Raw genomic sequence first — 15,814 nt, forward strand, 5'->3', positions numbered from 1 at the left:
AAAGAATATATAAATGACAAAAATAAAATAACTGAAATCATTATTAACTGTAGCTAGTTTTGAATACTAAAGACAACTGAATACCTTGAGCTGTGGACTTTGCGCAAGTACTTAGTGAATACTTTTTAGTAATTGCTCAGCTTTTAATTGATTTATAATATCGTTGAGCTCCCACAGTGGTACCTTTATCTTTTCTGCTATCTCCAAGTTACTACTGACCCCATCACAATAAGCCAGAAAGTCCATCATATTCTGTACTACTTTGCCTCCCTCTTTAGTGCCGATAGTAGGGTATAGACCGCGCTTACCGAGTTGAGGCTCACCCAGTACTGTCGAGGTTAGAGTCTCATTGGCCTCAAGGCATTGGATAGCTTTTTTTAGTACCTGATAGCTACCAAGTAAGCCATTAGCGGTTACCAATTCTAAATCATCTAAGGAGGTATGATACTCAGGATAGCAGCCATACTTGCTTCTCATAATAGAGCAGACAGGTAGATCTATCCCGCTACTACAGTACTGCCGCTCATCACTGCCCCTGTCTAAAAACGAATAACTCATATAATCAGGATAGGTATGGGCTAGAACATGCTTGGCGACTTGATCGGCTAACGTATCGCCGGTTCTTGAAGGTAAGTATGAATAAGTCCTATCATCACCTACGCAGGTAATATTGAAGCCCGCGATGATGTTCTTTTTCATTTCTTGATAATGGCGGCTGAGGTACGTAATAGAACCGATGGTTTCAGGGATGATGATAATGCGGTAGGTATATTTTCTAGAGGGTAAGCTTAACAACCATTTGGTTAAGAAGGCGGTGACAACTGGACCTGATAATTCATTATTGGCCATCGAAGGATGGCATAAATAACTGGACAAAAACACTTCTTGCTCTGTGTCACCTGCTATGACCAACTCACCATAAGTAAGGCTGCCCGCTGTTAACTCACTATCGATATACACTTGATAAGTGCCAGGTTCAAGCGTCTCTCTTTGCTGCTCGGTGAGACAAAAACCCCAGCGCTCTTGATAGTATGAGGTAATATAAGGGATAGCATCGGGCTGATTGGGTAATGAGTACAAATGGTTTTGCAGCATCTCAAGCGAGATCTCTTGATTCACTGGCGTGGAATAACCAACAACATGCAGATTGGAGGCTTTAAAATCGCAAATCTTTTCACCATCGGGAGTCAGAATATAAGCATCCCTAATGTTCCACTCTTTGGGCACTTCCCAATCGAAGCACTGAGTACCTGTGGCGACTTCAAAAAACTGCAAGTTATCCAGTTGCATATCGTTTTTTATTATCGCTAAAGACTCACGAAAGCCATCACCCGTTATACTGCGACATATAGAAAACAGCTTTTCGCAAAGCTCATGCATGCTGACGCCTGTATCTATAACAGCTTCCATATGTCATCCTTGCTAGCTGTAGTAATCACTACCCTAATAATACTGTACAAGTAATATTACATAAGCAACGCTGCATTAAAATATAATCACCCAATAAGTTTTTTAGATAGCCACCTTATTGATTAAAAGCCTAGCAATTACAAATTTTTGCTACGCAAATGATACTGTACCGTGTAATTATTGTACTCTTTATATCCATAATATTACATATTATTGAGTTTATAGCTACTACTGATTCGATTAAATCTTAATTTGAATAGCAGTGTTTTTGTTACTTACCCGTAATTACAGGCAAAAATTGATAAAATTTAGCTTTCTAGAGAATATCTTGTATTGGGCTTTAGTTTAGCCGCTATCAGGAAACATAACGGCCAAATACTGAGCGGAGATTTTGGCTACTGAAAAGTCAGCGGCATGACGCTTTAGCGCTTCATGGTCGTGCTCTTGTTCTAATGATGCAAGCATAGCGTCAGCTAAAGCCTTAACATCCCCCACGGGTACTAACGTGCCGTATTTCCCCTCTTCAAGAATCTCTCTAGGACCAGATTCGCAGTCAGTGGCGACAATGGGAGTTCCCGTCTCCATAGCCTCGACGATGACATTGCCAAAACCTTCGTAGTTGGATGACAGGACGAATAGATCAGCATGAATATAGTAGGCAGAAGGGTCATTGACGAATCCGGTTAAAACAACGTCTTGTTGTAAGTTGAGCGACTCAATCAATGCCTCATATTCATCCCTTAATTCCCCATCACCTACGATATAAAGCTTAGCTTTTACTTGTTTTCTGACTAGCGCAAAGGCTTTAATTAGTAGCACATGGTTCTTAACTTTTTTAAAACGTCCTACCGCTATGATAGCTAGTCCATCACCGACCGCAAAGGGACTTTTGACTTGAAAGTTACTTAGCTCTATTTTTGAGGCGGGATTATAGATAACCTTGATCGACTCTAAAGGTAGTGAGGATAATAAAGCGATGTCTTTGGCTACGCCTTTTGAAACAGCGACCACCTCATTACTCAGCCGATAAGAGAGCGCCATACTTGCTCTGAGACCCAAGTCATGCCATTTACCTTTAGGCTGATATTGAGCTGACAAAATAGCATGATCGCTGATCACACAAATAGTCTTTTGTAGACTCAGTTTAGTTGCCAGTGCAGCAACAACCGTCAACGGCCACATCGCCGCCAAAATAACCTGTGGTTTTTCTTGGCGAATATAACGCATTAAGCTAGGAAGCAGCCTTCTATATCTAGTTATGTTGAGCACAGTTACTCGAATATCTTTAGGAATAAGCTCAAGTAACCCGCCTCTTTTCGATAGCAGTAGAAACTCGACATCGTATTGAGACCGCCACTCCTTAGCTAAGATCAGGCGCATTTTTTCAACACCGCCCTCGCGCATATCAGGAAGAAGTATCGTTATTTTTTTCAAAATAGCTCCGTATCATTGAGTTGCGCCTATAGCACTAGCATTCACTTAAGTCATTAGTTTCGCGTTAGCAATGTAGTATAAATCGGCTTGATGATTCTTTTTAGTGAGACAGGTAGCTTGATAGCGATTGAATGTTCCCACTGTTTTAACAAGCTCGTTGGCGACTTAATCAAGGCTCGGCTTATATTGGGAGCGTACATCTGATTATTATCCGTACAGAAAACGGGCTTGCCTGTGGCGGTCATAATCGCCAAGGCTTGTGTAGGCGCACTTTCTACAAAAAGATCGAGCCCGGACTTTTTATAGTAGGCAGCCTTATGTTCGGCATGTAAGCCCAGCTTTTGACGTTCTTTTTTGCTAGGTAGATCTAGCATTATTAGCTCATCGTATTGTATGTTATGGGCATTGAGCCATTGCTCAGTCTGCGGGCGATATTTCTCCAGCCTACTAGTAACTAAAGCTTTTATCTTGGTGCTGGGTATATGGAGTGGTTTGGCATTCAACATAAAATGGATATAGTTGTCGCCATCATCGTTTTCGTCTTCTGTAGGGTCAATACACAGTACGCCATCTATATCTAAGCAAGCGTTTTTCATCAGCCTTGCATGAAAAATATTCCACTCAAAGACTCGCGGCCTTTTGACATACTCTAAATAGATGTCGATATCAGGCTTGTTTTTTTTATCTGAATAAATGGCGCAGGTAGTGATATTTTCTTTAATATTGTTTGGAATTCTGGCTAATGCTAGCTGCATGGCTTTACCGGTTACGATACTATCGTCTACCAATAAAATCTTTTGAGCATCCATAGCAAAAACGAGAGGCGTTTTGGTATTCCTGGATACTCCGGAAGTTAGCTTCTCGTTATTGATAAATGAATCTAGGCTAGTAACGTGAACGTTTAAATAAAGCCCTATCATATATGCCGGTATCATGCCGCTACGAGGAATACCGACAATCAGATCATAGTCTTCATTATTTAATTTGAATAAGTTGTTATTGATATCAATGGAGAGGTCTGCAAAAGATTTATAATTCATAGCTTTTCTCGCAAATTTTCAATGTTATGTCTTTCAAATTCGATTAATGCCCTGATACATATAACAGATAGTTAACATAAGTATGCTATAGCGTTTACTTATTGTAAAGAATTATATTCTTTATTTCGAATATAATTCTGATCTGATTCTAGATCTAGCTGATAGGCGCACTTAGCGCTTTAGAACCTAATTCTTAATAGACCTAAGAACAGTCTTATGTCTGTTCTTTGTAGACGCCTTATAGGTTTAAAAGAAGCAAACCAATTTTCTCTGTATTTTTTAAAATCCCCTTGCTGCAGATATCTATTGGCTAAATTAAGATGTATAGCCGTCGCTTTATGATGAACATACTGGCTATCAGGAGCCTGCAAATAGGCTTCTAGTTCTTTTAAACTGACCAGCATTTTCTCGCTTTTTTTAAAGAACTTCTCATCATCACTGACTACCCTATTTGTCCAAGAACCTCTACTACCAAGGCGATATACGCTACAAACCTCTGGTAAATAATGCACGCCGCCAATAGCGGTCATGGCCTCTAAAAAAAAGTCGCCAATGGGAACCCTATCAAAGAACTCCGGCATCACTGCCACTTTTTCTCTAGCGATGACCATAGAAGCGGTCGGACAGAACTGCCCAGCTGTGGTATAAACTAACTTTGAGGGCAGCACGGTCTCAGATTCTCCGTGGCTAGTAGAGATCTCAGTGATTTGATTATCCATACAGATATAGGCACGGTGAATAGACAAGAAGATTTTAGGGTTTGTGCGTAAGAATAAGACTTGCCGGTTGAGCTTATCGCGACAAGTCCAAAAATCATCGCCTTCACATAAAGCGATATAGTCCCCTTGCGCTCTTGGAAAATTAAAAGTCGGACTGATTTTTATACCCTTGGAATACTGATTTTCAGTTTGATAAATAGGTTTTATGATATGGGGATATCTTTGCTCATAGTCGCGAATAATATCTGCAGTATTATCTCTCGACGCATCATCATGAATTAACACCTCGAAGGGGTAGTCCGTTTTTTGCATCAAAAACCCGTTCAAAGCATCGCGAATATAGGGCTCATGATTATAGGTAATACAGACAACAGACACTAAAGGCACGGTATAGCTCTCTTGCCAATGAGCCATTATTTCTGCCTCTGATTTAGGTTCAGGAGGTGATAAATTTATGTCCTTAATCTGTGAGCTATCTACGTTAGTATTCACTTTATAACCCTTGTGATAAATGCTGCAACTAGCCTTTAGCGTACTCAAATCTATAATCTACTTACTGGTATATTTTAATCACTTCATCGTAATCTTCTCGAATTACGGACATCAAAGCCAAATCTTGTGACTGGCCTTGTTTAAACACCGCTTTTCTCATGACTCCTTCTGTTTTATAGCCACACTTTTCTAGTACTCGTATCGATGCTTGATTACTCAGTAAAACACGCGACTCTACTCTCTCTAAGCCTAAATCGTAAAAGGCGTGATACAAAAGGAGTAACGTAGCATGAGTGCCAAATCCTTTGCCCCAGTAGGCTTTGTTGCCAATGAGCTTGCCTGAGTTGGCGGTTCGATTAAAAAAATCGATATTACTGAGGTATATGTTACCGATATAATCCTCTGTGAGCACATCGCAGATAGCTAGCTTCAACTGCGCCGGCAAGTCGCCCGCTTGCTGCACCCAATTCTTCTCAAACTCACTTGAGACAAAATAACGCCGGCCGACTACCATATCCCAAATCTCTGGATCTTGCCTCCATGCGATAGAGGTCTGGTAATCCTCTAACTCTAAAGCTCTTAGATAAACCTTCATATTCTTTAGCATCATCATCCCCCTGTCAGCTTGATTTGGTTATTAAGCGTTGTCGCTAACCTCTGATTCTCTGTGGTTATGCATATAACACTTTGACTAAATCGGCTATTTCATCCATTTGCTGGTCTCTTGACTCAACCGTTGGAAAAGCTAACAGTAAAACCCCAATCGAGGTATGCGAGCCGCAATACTGCTGTACAGCTTCGCCTTTTTCCTTAAATAGCTTTTTATAAAAGATATAAGGCTCTAGAGAGGAATCAATTTTTATTCCTGCAAAAATGCCGTCTGTTTGCGCATGCAGAACATAGTAAGCACCGATCTTGCGCTGAGTTTGCTGACAAGACTCATCGTGCATTACCTGTTGTCCAAGGCTTGTTTTGAGCACCGCGTCGACATAATCAAACCCAGTTAAGCGCTGCTGCAGCAAAGGTACAAAGTTGCCGCCGTTTCTAGCGCCTACTTCGATCAGGTACAGCTCGTTGTCACGGTTGAGCCGAGCTTCAACATTAATAGGGCCATTGAGATACCCAGTATGGGCTGCTAGCTGCTCTAGCTGTCTTTTTAATTGCTGGTGAATATCAGCATGCACTGTCGGCCACCGAGTTGAGATAGGAATGAAGCTATCACTTTGGGTATAAAAGTACTGATCCCCAAAATAGCCCGCTATCAGTTTACCGTCTTGCAAAAAGCCATCGCCATGAACTTGCGGACCCTCTAGATACTCTTCAATGATGCATCTATGGCTGCGCGAGAAGCTCAACGCGTACTTGATACACTCTACAATATTGCTTTGAGTGCCCGTACTTAACCTGACGCCTTTGCTACCCGAGCTGTCAACAGGCTTGACGATATACGGTTTCTTATCGTGTAGCCCAAGTGGGATAGAAGCTGACTCAGTCAGATAAAAACTTGGCGTTTTTAGACCCGCTTGTTTTAACACTTGCCGAAACAAGCCTTTATGCGAAAAACTCTCAGCTGCTCGGGCGCTAATACCAGGTAAGCCTAAATGCTCGACGACATAGCCTATAGTAGGAATAGCCGGATCTGATGCAAAGGTAGCAATACTATCAATTTTATGATCGATAGCCACTTGCAGTACCGCATCTTTGTCAGTGGTACTGACATTGAGGTATTTATCTGCGAGAGCATGGCCTGGATTATCAGGGAGATAATCGCATGTGATCACATACAAGCCTAGCTGTTTCGCCGCTTGAATCAAAGGAACCTGAAACTCTGAGCCGCCTAAGATCAGTATCGTTTTGGCTGTCATGACTCAATACACACAATGATTTTATCTTGCTGTTGTTTTGTTAGACCGGTAAATAACGGTAGGCAAAGAATTCGGCTGGCAATGTCTCTTGAATGTTTGCAGACTTGCTTATCATCAAGATAGTCTAAAGTGTCCAAACTAGGATAGAAGTAGCGTCTTGGAAAGATATTATTTTTTTTCAGCTTAGCCTCCACTCTCAATAGCTCTGTTTCTGAGCTAAAGAGTATGGGTGCATAAGCGTGGTTGTTGTTGCTGTTTTTATGCCAGCGCTGAAAGCTTAGCGTTTTTTGGGTCAAAGCTTTTTGATAGAGACGCCACACTTTAGCCCTGCTATCTTTAATGAGCTCTATCTCATCTAATACACATAACCCCATCGCCGCCTCAAACTCGTTCATCTTCGCGTTGATACCCATAGCGTTGATTTGGGTGGCACTAGCGATACCGAAGTTCATCATCAGTCTTATCTTGCCCGCCAGCTCATCATCATTAGTGATGATGGCCCCACCTTCAGTGCTGTGAAATAGCTTAGTGGCATGAAAGCTTAAGGTACTGATATCGCCATAACTTAACACGCTTTCACCTTTATATTGGGTATCGAACGCATGGGCGCCATCATAGATCACCTTTAGATTGTGCTGTTGGGCGATGTCTTGTATCTGCTCTACCTCACAAGGGTTGCCAAAGACGTGTACAGGGACAAGGGCGCTAGTGTTTTTGCTGATTTTTGCCGTAATCTTAGTGCTATCTATATTAAAAGTAGCAGGATCAATATCGACAAAAACAGGCTTCAACCCCTCCCACACTAAGCTGCTGGTAGTCGCAACAAAACTAAAAGGTGTGGTGATGACCTCGCCTTTTAGCTCCAATGCCTTATAGGCCAGCTGCAAAGCCAGCGTCCCATTGGCTACTACTATCAAGTGCTTGACACCCAAATAATTCTGCAAACGATTTTCTAGCTCTTTTACCAGACGCCCATTATTGGTCAGCCAGCCACGACGAAAAATACCTTCTACGTAGTCTTGATAGTTGTCTTTATTGGGCAAATAAGCTTTCGTGACGGGTATCATGATATTCTCTCGTATGCGAATATGATTTATTTCTGTCTAGTTGAATCAATAACGGGCTAAGCAGCTCCTTAAACTTTGCGGCCATTGCACTAAATCAACTCCAAACTCCTGCTGGATCTTTGCGGTCGCTAATACTGAATGACTGGGCCGCTTGGCAGGCGTGGGATAGCCGCTACTAGGTATCGGCTTTACGCGACAATCGATATCGGCTACTGCAAAAATAGCTTTGGCAAAATCATACCAACTGCACTGGCCTTGATTACTATAGTGATAGATTTCTACACCCTTACTCGTGCGGCTAAGCTGAGGGATAATCTGTAAAATCGCTCTCGCTAAGTCGCGAGCATAAGTCGGTGATCCGATTTGATCGCTCACTATATTTAGCTGCTCTCGCTCTTGCCCTAACCTGAGCATAGTGGTCAAAAAGTTACTGCCGAATAAAGAATACAGCCAGGAAGTACGAATAATAATGCTTTTAGCGGGACTAATATCCTGCAGTGCTTGCTCACCTAGTCGTTTGCTTTTGCCATAAACATTTTCTGGATTAGGGATATCTGTCTCTTGATAAGCTTGCTTACTATTACCATCGAAGACATAGTCGGTTGAGATATGGATCACAGCTATATTATGCTTTTTTGCTACTTCAGCTAAGTATTTGACCGCAAGATGGTTTATAGTATTGGCTTTATCCGCTTCACTCTCTGCTTTATCTACCGCAGTAAAAGCGGCACAATTAATAATATGGCTCACGCTATTGATACTACAAAAGCGCTCAATCGCGCTCTTATTGGTAATATCTAAGCGACTTTTATCAGCAAAAATAAAAGCTACGTCCTCGCTCAATCTAAGCTCGTTGTCACTGATATTTTCACTGTTACTTTCACTGAGGTAGCGCAGCTCACAGCCTAACTGCCCGCCTGCGCCTGTCACTAAAATATTAGTACTCATAATCACTCGTCTGATAATAATTGCTCTGATAGCTAAATAGCTCGGCGTCAGCTAGCAAAGGTTGTTGTTGATCTTTCGCTGATAATAATAGCTGGCTAGTAGGCAGTTGCCAGTTAATCGCTAGGCTTGGATCATCAAAAGCGATGCCCCTATCCTCTGCAGGACTGTAGTAATTATCGACTTTATAGCTAAAGATAGTATTATCTTCTAACACCACAAACCCATGAGCGAAGCCTTTTGGTACGAACACTTGCCTTTTATTCTCAGCGCTTAACTCAATAGCAACGTGCTGAGCAAACGTTGGACTACCCTTACGAATATCGACAGCGACATCCAAGATTCGCCCTGAAATGACCCGTACTAGCTTACTTTGGGCACTATCGCCTGTTTGATAATGCAGACCTCTCAGTACCCCGCGCTCAGATTTGGACTCGTTATCTTGGATGAAATCGACACTATGACCCACGAAGCGCTCCAAAATATCTTGACGATAGGTCTCGACAAAATAGCCGCGGTCATCACCATGCACTTTAGGTTCGATGATAATAACGTCGGCGATATGTGTCTTTATAATCTGCATATTAGTACCCTACCTTTCTTTCATTAGCTCGTCTGATCAGATATTGGCCATATTGATTTTTATGCAGAGGTTCGGCTAATGCCAGTAGCTGCTCACGGTTTATATAGCCTTTTTCAAAAGCAATCTCCTCAAGACAAGCGACTTTTAACCCTTGTCGATTCTCTATCGTTTGGATGAAGTTACTGGCATCTATTAGACTCTCGTGAGTTCCCGTATCTAGCCATGCAAACCCTCGGCCCATAAGCTTGACATGCAACTGTCCACGCTCTAGATAAGTCTGGTTTACTGTGGTGATCTCCAACTCGCCGCGCTGTGATGGGGTGACTTGTTTGGCAATCTCTATCACTGAGTTTGGATAAAAGTACAAGCCTACTACGGCATAAGAGCTTTTTGGTGCTGCAGGTTTCTCCTCGATACTCAAAGCTTTGCCAGTATCGTCAAAGTCAACCACGCCGTAGCGATTGGGATCTTTGACATAATAACCAAATACGGTTGCATACTGGTGATCTCGTACATTATCCTGGGCTTGCTGCAACATTTTGACTAGGCCATGACCATAAAAAATATTATCCCCTAGTATTAAGCAAACGTCACTTTTACCAATGAACTCTTCACCAATGATAAACGCTTGCGCTAAGCCATCAGGGCTTGGCTGCTGCGCATATTGCAATGAAATACCGAGCTGGCTACCATCGCCTAATAAGCGTTGGAATTGTGAGGCATCTTCCGGCGTAGTAATAATCAAAATCTCTTTGATACCCGCTAGCATCAGCACTGAGAGCGGATAAAAAATCATAGGTTTATCATAGACTGCCATTAGCTGTTTACTCACCCCTTGAGTTAAAGGATAGAGCCTAGTGCCAGAACCGCCCGCTAGAATAATGCCTTTCGTATTATGACTCATGATGTACTCCTAGTCGTTTGCGTTGATAGCTACCGTCTTGTACTCGCCGGCACCATGCTAGATTCTCTAAGTACCAGCTAATCGTTTTTTCAATACCACTCTCAAAAGTCTCTATCGGCGTCCATCCCAGCTCATTGGCCATCTTGCTAGCATCGATGGCATAGCGCAAATCATGACCAGGACGATCTTTGACAAAGCGGATTAGTGACTCATATTTAGCGCCATCAGCACGAGGCTGTCTTTGATCCAAGATTTGGCAGATGGTGGTGACGACTTCGATGTTTTGTTTTTCATTATGGCCACCAATGTTATAAGTCTCGCCGACTTTGCCCTCTGTCACCACTTTATAAAGCGCCCGCGCATGATCCTCTACGAATAACCAATCGCGGATCTGATCACCTTTGCCATAGATCGGCAAGGCGCTATTATCCAAAGCGTTTAAGATAACTAAAGGAATTAGTTTTTCTGGGAAATGATACGGCCCATAATTATTTGAGCAATTAGTAACAATAATAGGTAGACCATAAGTACGGTGCCATGCCCGTACCAGATGATCGGCACTGGCTTTTGAGGCAGAATAAGGGGAGCTTGGTGCGTAAGGAGTAGACTCAACAAATAGCGATTCTGTTCCTGCTAAGTCACCATATACCTCATCGGTTGAGATATGATGGAACCTAAAACGAGATTTATCTGCCTCATCAAGGCTTTGCCAATACTGACGAGCAGCCTCTAGTAAAGTATAAGTGCCGACAATATTAGTAGTAATAAACTCTGCTGGACCATCAATGGAGCGATCGACATGGGACTCAGCGGCAAGGTGCATCACCAAATCAGGCTGAAAACGATTAAAGACATCCTCTAATGCTTGGGAGTTACAGATATCTAGCTGTTGAAACTGATACCTGGCGTTTTGGTCGATATCTACTAGTGACTCTAAATTACCCGCATAAGTCAGCTTATCGATGTTTAACACCTCATTATCGGTATTGTTAATAATATGGCGGATCACCGCAGAGCCGATGAAGCCTGCACCGCCAGTAATTAATATCTTCATAGCTTCCACCCTCTTATTGATATACCCCTAAAATAAGCGCTCTGAGCAACTGTGAGCATAAAGATAGCTTCTAGATCTGCCGTTAGTCTCGTCAAGCGTGTTTCGCCATCTCCTTAAATTTTAAGTTACGTACTACTAGATCTTGATAAGTGCCACGATCTATTATTTCCCCGTGCTCCATAAAGTAGATAAGATCACATTTCTGTACCGTCTTTAGGCGATGAGCAATCATAATGATGGTTTTTTTGCCACTGAACTCATGTATAGCATCCATCACTATCTTTTCAGTTATGCCGTCAAGGGCGCTAGTGGCTTCATCAAAGACCAATACTTCCGCTTCATGATAGAGCGCGCGCGCAATGCCGATACGTTGACGTTGACCTCCTGAGAGCTTTACCCCGCGCTCGCCTACTTTTGTGTTGACACCTTCTGGCAGCTGCTCAACTAACTCATTGAGGTTGGCTAGAGTTAACGCTTTATTGACTTGCTCTAGGTTAATATTTTTCTTCGGAACACCGAAGGCAATATTTTCAGTAATAGTGCCTTCGCTCAAAAATATACTCTGCGGTACAAAGCCTAGTAAGTTTTGCCAAGCCCGCTTGTTATTCGCAGTAATACGAATATCATCGACATACAGACTACCGTGTTGCGGGGTCAGCAGGCCGAGCAGTAAATCGATTAAAGTAGACTTGCCAGAGCCGGAAGAACCGACCAAACCTATCACGCTATTGACAGGGATAGTCATATTGACGCCGTCTACTGCCGCTACCTCTTTTCCGGGATAACGAAACTCTATCTCTTTTAGAGTGATGCTCTTGTGCAGACTAATCGGTGTCGGCATCGGAGTATTAATAAGGGTCTTTTGATTCTCGAATGAGCGCTCTAAGTCCTCTTTTACCGCTTCAAAAGCGGCGACATTACCTTTAATGGTAGAAACACTGGCATAAATCTGCTGCAAAGCGGGTAGGAGCTTAAAAGCAGCTAGCGCATAAACCGCTAAAATAGGTAGCACCTCCCCTAAATTACCCGAGTGCAGTTTGATCAGTACCAGCACCAGTGAAATCATCGCCCCAAAGGCTATGAGCTCTATAAAGTAGCGCGGTACTTGGCTAATAGCGATATTGGTCCCTTGCGCACGGGCAAAGACCTTACCACTGTCATAAAAACGCTCAATAAAATCATGGCTACGATTGAGCAATAGCACATCCTTAATACCGCCAAAGCCTTCGTTCATCAGCCGAAAACGCTGAGTCGACACATTAGAGAGCTTCTGACCATTACTCACTAACTTTTTTCGGACCAGTCTATAAAGTAAAAAGTAGGCTAACGAAAATATAGATAAGCCTAAAAGGGCAATAAGTGGCTCATAAATCACGATACTGACAGAGATAAACAGCGCCAAAACCAGCTTGGCATTCATCCGCACCAGCGGCTGTATGATGCCATTACTAATACGTGCCGCCTCGGTAGAGACCTGCTTGGTCAGCTGGGCACTGCTGCCACTGGCATGAAATTGCCAGCTTTGCTGCATATAATAAGTATAGAGGCGATCAGCAAGCTCCGTCCCTATACGGGCGCCAAAGATAGACAGCTTCCAAATCGTAAACATAGAAACCACCGTAGAAAAAGTTAGCATAGCTAAGACAAATACACCGGTATAAAACAAGAAATCCATGGGGTCGTTAAGACCAGATAGCTGATACAACTGGGCAAAAACGCCATTAGTCTCCAGTATGCTCATATCACCAATCAGAGCCATAAAAGGCGCAATAGAAGCTATCCCTAACAGTTCGGTAAAAGCCATAATCACTACTAAGACTTGTAAGACATAAAAATGCCTTATCTGCTCATCTGTCAGCAGAGCAAACAGCTGCTTGATGATAGTCAACATAATTTATCCAACGGCAAGCGGTTTTGTAAAAAACTAACGTACCAAGGCATGGCTTTTTCGATGCCGGCAATCACCTCAAACTGCGGCGCATAACCCAATGCGTGTTGAATCTTACTAATATCCGCCTGACTATGACGCACATCCCCTTCACGGAAGTCGCGATAAATAGGATCTCGTACGTAATCCACCCCATTAATCGCTAAGTTCTCTTTTAATGCGGTAAACAAAGTATTCAGCGTCGTACGGCCACCGACTGCTACGTTATAAACTTGATCTTTAGCCTCATCGTTAGCGGTTGCTGCCAAGATATTAGCCTGTAGCGCATTTTCAATAAAATTAAAATCACGGCTAGTATCACCGTCGCCATTGATATAGACCGCATCGCCGGCGATCATCGCCGCCGTCCATTTAGGAATCACTGCCGCATAAGCGCCATCAGGAGCTTGGCGCTTGCCAAAAATATTGAAGTAGCGCAGGCCAATAGTATGAAAGCCATAAGTACTAGCAAATACATCGGCATAGAGCTCATTGACATACTTCGTCACCGCATAAGGGGATAATGGCTTACCGATAGTGTCTTCGACTTTCGGCAGGGCCGGATGATCACCATAAGTAGAGCTACTAGCGGCATAGGTGAAGCTTGTCACCTTAGCATTGCGAGCCGCGACTAGCATATTTAAGAAGCCGGAGATATTGGTATCGTTGGTATTGATCGGATCAGCGATAGAGCGCGGCACTGAGCCTAACGCCGCTTGATGTAATACATAATCGATATCGACGCAGACGCTCTGACAGTCCGTTAGCTTACGGATATCTCCCTCAATAAAACGAAATCTTTGCCATTGTTCGCTACTGACTAAACCTTGTACTTCATCAAGATTATGCTGAAAACCAGTGGCGAAATTATCTAGTCCCACCACCTTTTGATCCAATAGCAGTAGCGTCTCGAGTAGGTTTGAGCCTATAAAACCCGCTACCCCGGTGATCAGCCAAGTCTTGGGCTCATGGGCTAACGCTTGCGTCACTTGTTGATAGGCGGTCACTGTCATAGTCAATATATTCCCTATGGCTTTGAGCGTGTTATTAGTTTTAATGCCTTAAAGGCGCATGTCGGTTTCTTCTTTACTGAACAGATACTTCAAATCATAAAGGACGTGATTATTTTTGCCAAAATCTCTCATTACCTTTACTCCCATCTCTACAAACTGTGCATGAGCGACGGCTAAAATAATAGCGTCGTATTGATTGGCGATAGGCTGCGCAATAGGAGTAATACCGTATTCTCGCTGAGCTTCATTAGCATCTATCCACGGATCATAGACATCGACTTCGATATTGTACTCATTGAGCTCATGGACGATATCGATGACTTTGGTATTACGCACATCAGGGCAGTTTTCTTTGAAACTCAGCCCTAAGACCAAAACTTTCGCCCCTTCGACTTGGATGCGCTTTTTAATCATGATTTTGACCAGTTGGGTCACCACATACTCACCCATACTGTCGTTTAAACGCCGACCCGCCAATATAATCTCGGGGTTATGGCCGATAGCTTGCGCCTTATGAGTCAGATAATAAGGATCGACACCGATACAATGCCCGCCAACGAGGCCCGGACGAAACGGTAAAAAGTTCCATTTGGTACCCGCAGCTTTTAGTACTGCTTCGGTATCTATACCCATTTTATTGAAGATAACCGCTAGCTCATTAATCAGCGCGATATTGACATCTCGTTGCGTGTTCTCAATGACTTTTGCCGCTTCTGCAACCTTAATACTTGCCGCTTTATGCGTACCGGCAGTAATGATTAAGTTATAAACCTCATCTATAAAATCGGCGATTTCTGGGGTCGAGCCTGCCGTTACCTTTAAGATATTGGTCACTCGGTGTTCTTTATCACCTGGATTGATGCGCTCAGGGCTATAGCCAGCATAGAAATCTTTATTGAAGACGAGTCCAGAGACTTCTTCTAGCACCGGAATACATACCTCTTCAGTTGCGCCTGGATAGACTGTCGATTCATAAACGACAATGTCGTCTTTTTTTAGTAGCGCCCCTATAGATTTAGAGGCGTTGATCAGCGGCGTTAAATCAGGTTGTTTAGAATTATCGATAGGCGTAGGTACGGTAACGATAAAGAAGTTACAGTCCTTAAGCTCATTGATATCTGAGCTATAACGCAGATGTATCGCTACCGCCAGCTCTTCCTCACTGACTTCTAGCGTATGGTCGGTACCGCTATCGAGCGCCGCAATGCGGCTAGCATTGATATCGAAGCCTATCACCGAATGCTGCTTGCCAAATTCAACGGCTAACGGCAAGCCCACATAGCCCAGACCTATCACCGCAATTTTTAGATTATTTATAGTTATCATAAGGATCTATTACCTCATTATTTCTAAAACGCCTA

At 43.0% G+C, this 15,814-nt stretch carries 14 protein-coding genes; all 14 read right to left on the bottom strand.

The genetic code is table 11. The annotated features are described in order from the left end of the window. Positions 1 to 111: 111 nt before the first annotated feature. The gene (locus ACS8E3_RS09440; RefSeq protein ID WP_439243626.1) at positions 112 to 1,410 is read right to left on the bottom strand and encodes a DUF4910 domain-containing protein; all 1,299 of its coding nucleotides are present in this window, start codon (positions 1,408 to 1,410) and stop codon (positions 112 to 114) included. A gap of 345 nt (positions 1,411 to 1,755) precedes the next feature. Continuing rightward, positions 1,756 to 2,844 carry a glycosyltransferase gene (locus tag ACS8E3_RS09445; protein WP_439243628.1) on the bottom strand — a complete coding sequence of 363 codons (1,089 nt, stop codon included), beginning with the start codon at positions 2,842 to 2,844 and terminating at the stop codon, positions 1,756 to 1,758. Positions 2,845 to 2,897: 53 nt separating this feature from the next. After that, complete coding sequence (locus ACS8E3_RS09450) at positions 2,898 to 3,884, bottom strand: phosphoribosyltransferase family protein (RefSeq protein WP_439243630.1); 987 nt, start codon at positions 3,882 to 3,884, stop codon at positions 2,898 to 2,900. 179 nt (positions 3,885 to 4,063) lie between these two features. Next, positions 4,064 to 5,095, bottom strand: coding sequence for a glycosyltransferase family 2 protein (locus ACS8E3_RS09455; protein ID WP_439243632.1), 1,032 nt, complete (start codon positions 5,093 to 5,095; stop codon positions 4,064 to 4,066). Positions 5,096 to 5,156: 61 nt separating this feature from the next. Beyond that, the gene (locus ACS8E3_RS09460) at positions 5,157 to 5,702 is read right to left on the bottom strand and encodes a GNAT family N-acetyltransferase (RefSeq protein WP_439243634.1); all 546 of its coding nucleotides are present in this window, start codon (positions 5,700 to 5,702) and stop codon (positions 5,157 to 5,159) included. Between the two features lie 64 nt (positions 5,703 to 5,766). Then, the gene (locus ACS8E3_RS09465) at positions 5,767 to 6,960 is read right to left on the bottom strand and encodes an ATP-grasp domain-containing protein (RefSeq protein ID WP_439243637.1); all 1,194 of its coding nucleotides are present in this window, start codon (positions 6,958 to 6,960) and stop codon (positions 5,767 to 5,769) included. Next, a complete protein-coding gene (locus tag ACS8E3_RS09470; RefSeq protein WP_439243639.1) occupies positions 6,957 to 8,027 on the bottom strand; it encodes a DegT/DnrJ/EryC1/StrS family aminotransferase in 1,071 nt (356 codons plus the stop codon). The genes ACS8E3_RS09465 and ACS8E3_RS09470 overlap by 4 nt, the downstream gene beginning before the upstream one ends. Positions 8,028 to 8,072: 45 nt before the next feature. Beyond that, entirely contained in the window at positions 8,073 to 8,975 is a 903-nt protein-coding gene (rfbD, locus tag ACS8E3_RS09475) for a dTDP-4-dehydrorhamnose reductase (RefSeq protein ID WP_439243641.1), read from the bottom strand. Continuing rightward, positions 8,965 to 9,555 carry a dTDP-4-dehydrorhamnose 3,5-epimerase gene (gene rfbC, locus ACS8E3_RS09480; protein WP_439243642.1) on the bottom strand — a complete coding sequence of 197 codons (591 nt, stop codon included), beginning with the start codon at positions 9,553 to 9,555 and terminating at the stop codon, positions 8,965 to 8,967. The genes rfbD and rfbC overlap by 11 nt, the downstream gene beginning before the upstream one ends. Position 9,556: 1 nt before the next feature. After that, entirely contained in the window at positions 9,557 to 10,459 is a 903-nt protein-coding gene (gene rfbA, locus ACS8E3_RS09485; RefSeq protein WP_439243644.1) for a glucose-1-phosphate thymidylyltransferase RfbA, read from the bottom strand. After that, a complete protein-coding gene (rfbB, locus tag ACS8E3_RS09490) occupies positions 10,449 to 11,513 on the bottom strand; it encodes a dTDP-glucose 4,6-dehydratase (protein WP_439243646.1) in 1,065 nt (354 codons plus the stop codon). The genes rfbA and rfbB overlap by 11 nt, the downstream gene beginning before the upstream one ends. Positions 11,514 to 11,604: 91 nt before the next feature. Beyond that, the gene (locus ACS8E3_RS09495; RefSeq protein WP_439243648.1) at positions 11,605 to 13,404 is read right to left on the bottom strand and encodes an ABC transporter ATP-binding protein; all 1,800 of its coding nucleotides are present in this window, start codon (positions 13,402 to 13,404) and stop codon (positions 11,605 to 11,607) included. Further along, positions 13,398 to 14,447 (bottom strand): NAD-dependent epimerase/dehydratase family protein, encoded by a 1,050-nt coding sequence (locus ACS8E3_RS09500; RefSeq protein ID WP_439243827.1) that lies wholly within the window; start codon positions 14,445 to 14,447, stop codon positions 13,398 to 13,400. The genes ACS8E3_RS09495 and ACS8E3_RS09500 overlap by 7 nt, the downstream gene beginning before the upstream one ends. A gap of 54 nt (positions 14,448 to 14,501) precedes the next feature. Beyond that, positions 14,502 to 15,779 (bottom strand): Vi polysaccharide biosynthesis UDP-N-acetylglucosamine C-6 dehydrogenase TviB, encoded by a 1,278-nt coding sequence (gene tviB / locus ACS8E3_RS09505; protein ID WP_439243650.1) that lies wholly within the window; start codon positions 15,777 to 15,779, stop codon positions 14,502 to 14,504. Positions 15,780 to 15,814 lie beyond the last annotated feature (35 nt).

The organism is Psychrobacter sp. 2Y5, assembly GCF_051847375.1.
Taxonomy (GTDB): domain Bacteria; phylum Pseudomonadota; class Gammaproteobacteria; order Pseudomonadales; family Moraxellaceae; genus Psychrobacter.